Source organism: aff. Roholtiella sp. LEGE 12411 (assembly GCF_015206995.1).
Classification (GTDB): domain Bacteria; phylum Cyanobacteriota; class Cyanobacteriia; order Cyanobacteriales; family Nostocaceae; genus Komarekiella.
Genome location: NZ_JADEXR010000272.1, coordinates 1 through 3,168, shown reverse-complemented (window position 1 = coordinate 3,168; position 3,168 = coordinate 1). Strand labels below are relative to the sequence as shown.

The following is a 3,168-nucleotide window of genomic DNA, read 5'->3' as shown; positions in this document are numbered from 1 at the left end:
GGGGAATGGGGAATGGGGAAAAAAGGGAGTTAGAGGTGTACGCAGTTTTTTCAAAAATCAAATAGTAATCTTAATAATAAGACCCATTAGTAAATTGTAAAGGTGCTGAGCCACACTACTCGGAGAGTTCAGGACTAAGGAAAATGTACCGTCAGTATCCTCTTAGCGCTGAGTTAGGAATTTTAACTCAGCAGTAAGAGCCTCACCACAAAGATATTCTCCCAACTTTATATGCGAAAACTCAATTAAACTCACACTTTCTCTTGCGCCTTGGTGTGAGGGTTCTAAACTTGGAATTTTAGAGTAAAACCCTGGTAAGGTATGAAACTTACCAGTCAAATCGATTAGATGGCGTTGCGAGTGCAAAATTTTTAGAGCGATCGCTTGCATCAGTTCAAGTGTATCTTGGGGATGGCGACCAGAAAATAAATTAGCGATCGCTATTGCTAAAAGCAATTGGTGGTGGGTAGTTTACTTAATTACACGGTGAATGGCTGCCTACGGCAATTAGGAGCCAGGTATTCAGGTTGCCAAAACAGGTAACAATGGGGAGGACTGAGTTTAGTATCAAAGCTGTTTTATGACTAGCAAAAAACAGTTGTATTTGAGCAGACTATGAGCGATCGCCCTCTGAAATTATTGCTAATCGACCAAGACCCGATCTTTCGCCTGGGACTGCGGGTAGCTTTGGATGAAATTCCTGACTTGCAAGTAATAGCCGAGGTAGAAACTGATACCTCGGCCTTGCAGATTTTAGCAGAAATCGCCAAACAAGACCCTAATCAAGTAAATTTAGTGGTTTTGGAATTAGGTAATGGTCGCTCCACCAGTCAGCAGCTAGGTTTGCAGTTCTGCCGGCAGCTGAGAGCTTTGTACCCTAACCTGCCAGTTTTGCTTTTTAGTTCTATTCAAGAACAAGGACAGCTATTAGCAGCAAAGGCTATTGGTGTAAATGGCTACTGCCCCAAAGGCATACCTCTTTCTGAGTTAGTCGCTGCTATGCGAGAAGTGGCGTTTGGTGGTTCCTATTGGTTTCAAGAAACAGGACGGGCTAAGCCTCGCTACGCTAACAGTACTGACTACTCACCTCTGCCTTTCGCTAACTTACGAAATAATTTACGTTTGTCCGGGATTGGTTACATTAATGCCACCCTAGCGGCAGTAACTGCACAATTACAAGTCCCTGGGCTGCCGCTAGTAGATCGGGCAATTCTGGCTGGACAAAGACGAGAACTACTGGCAGCTCGTTGGCTACTGAATAGGTTGTTGTCATCACAAGAAAGACAACAAGAACAACGGGAGCAACTTATTCCAGATGCGCTACCTCCGAGTCTTTCTCTGAGTAGTGCGATCGCTAAATCAGATTTACAGAGGCTAACTGTGCCATCTTTACTTAGCCCAGGAGCGCTGCAATCTGACTTATTCTCATCTTGCGTTACCAAACTCCAGTTTCCTTTACAAAATGTCACATCTTCACATTTGGAAATTGATATTTTACGCGAAGATAAGAAACGAGAATTACTTTATAATATTCTGCAAAAACTAGCTCAACAACTTGATGAATTGCGCGTTTCACAAATTGAAATTAATCAATTATTTGAGGTAAAAAATAGCTTATTACATGATTTATGGCAAATAGCAATTACAGATTTTTTTGGAAAGTTTTCGCGAGTGCGAGTAGGCAATCAGGATATAGAAATTGTCAAATATTTGCTGCAAAATACCAAAGTTGTGCAAACGGAAATTCTCAATAAAATACCGCTAGTATTTGAGTTGTTTTCTTATCTACTATTTCAAACCGAACTGCATATAGATAATGTTTCATATACAGCGGTTAGCTCTGAAGCAAAGTCCCAAGCATTAATGATTTTAGAGAACTTGTTGATTCAAGTAGCGAATGGGGTCGTGCAGCCACTACTTAACTCTTTAGCAGATGTAGAAGCAATTAAGCAAAATTTTTATAGTCGCCAATTGATATCAACGCGAGAGATTGAACGTTTTAGAAATAATCTGTCATGGAAATACCGTCTAAATAGTTATATAAATGAGCCAATAGCAATTTTTGAAAGTCGCTATGTGCTATTTGTAATTGCACCTCGCGGTATTGCTAAAACTTACGTTTATGCTCCTCGAAATAAAGAGTTAGCGCAACTTTCAAGTATTCCCCTATTAGTGACACTTATTCTTGAATTTAGGGATGCGATCGCACCTCGTTTGCGATCGCTATTAGCCTTTATGGGCAGTGGCATTGTCTTCATTCTCACCCAAATAATAGGACGAGGTTTAGGTTTAATTGGTCGTGGTATTCTGCAAGGCATTGGCAGTGTTTCGTTAACAGAAAAATACCTCAGAAGAAATAGTGATCGATCTAAATGAACAAGCAGAGGCAGCGGAAGAAATACTATAGGACTAGCCCTTTCAAGGTGAACATTTGTACTATCAAAGAAATGATGTTTTTAACCCAATTTTGTGACTTTGGCTCAGGCGATCGCTTAATTTACAGTCCAAAAATTTGGAGGTGAATGCATAAATTCCTTGTTCAATTCCAGCCGATGCTTTAAACTTTAGGTGAGTTTTGGACGGCTTTGGCACGACTAGGTGGTTTTATTGGTCGTAAATCTGATGGTCTTCCTGGTTGGCAGACCGTTTGGCGTGGTTGGCTACGATTGCAAGATATTTGCTGGGGTGCTTATTTTGGTTCTTCTACTCTTTAAAAGATGTTGGTAATGACAAGCCCTTTAGGGCTGGGGAGTATCAAGTATTAAGTACGTCCAACAAGGCTGGCGACTACTGTAGCTAACTCCGCTGGCTCAATAGGTTTAGGTAAATGTAGCTGATAACCTTCCTGTATAGCTCGCATCCGATCCTCTGCTCTAGCGAATGCTGTCAAGGCTGCTGCGGGAATCTTTCCGCCTTGTTCTGGAGGTTGCGATCGCAGTTTGCGGATTAGAGAATAACCATCCTCCTGGGGCATACCGATGTCGCTGACTAAAACATCTGGTTTCCACTGTAAAAGTAACTGTAATGCCTCTTGGACTGATGCTACTGCCTGAACTTCAGCGTGGCACTGTTGGAGTACTGTGGTGATAAATTCACGGCTATCGGCTTCGTCGTCTACAACCAGCACCCGGATGCCAAACAGAGATGGGGGAATGGGTGGAGGGGGGG

At 42.1% G+C, this 3,168-nt stretch carries 3 protein-coding genes and 1 pseudogene; 2 read left to right on the top strand and 2 right to left on the bottom strand.

Going from position 1 to position 3,168, the window contains the following annotated elements:
* Positions 1-162: 162 nt before the first annotated feature.
* Positions 163-456, bottom strand: a complete 294-nt coding sequence (locus IQ246_RS29230) for a hypothetical protein (protein ID WP_194006780.1) — start codon at positions 454-456, stop codon at positions 163-165.
* A 159-nt stretch (positions 457-615) separates the two neighbouring features.
* Between IQ246_RS29230 and IQ246_RS29225 the strand changes: the two genes are divergently transcribed.
* Entirely contained in the window at positions 616-2,376 is a 1,761-nt protein-coding gene (locus IQ246_RS29225; RefSeq protein WP_194006779.1) for a DUF3685 domain-containing protein, read from the top strand.
* Between the two features lie 206 nt (positions 2,377-2,582).
* Positions 2,583-2,714: pseudogene (locus tag IQ246_RS31105) on the top strand (hypothetical protein); the annotation flags it as partial.
* A 47-nt stretch (positions 2,715-2,761) separates the two neighbouring features.
* Here the strand turns inward: IQ246_RS31105 and IQ246_RS29215 are convergent.
* A partial coding sequence (locus IQ246_RS29215) for a response regulator (RefSeq protein WP_194006778.1) occupies positions 2,762-3,168 on the bottom strand: 407 nt, incomplete at its 5' end.

Bases quoted from the DNA above. Each gene is read 5' to 3' on its own strand.
- IQ246_RS29225 (WP_194006779.1), top strand. From the start codon at position 616: ATGAGCGATCGCCCTCTGAAATTATTGCTAATCGACCAAGACCCGATC.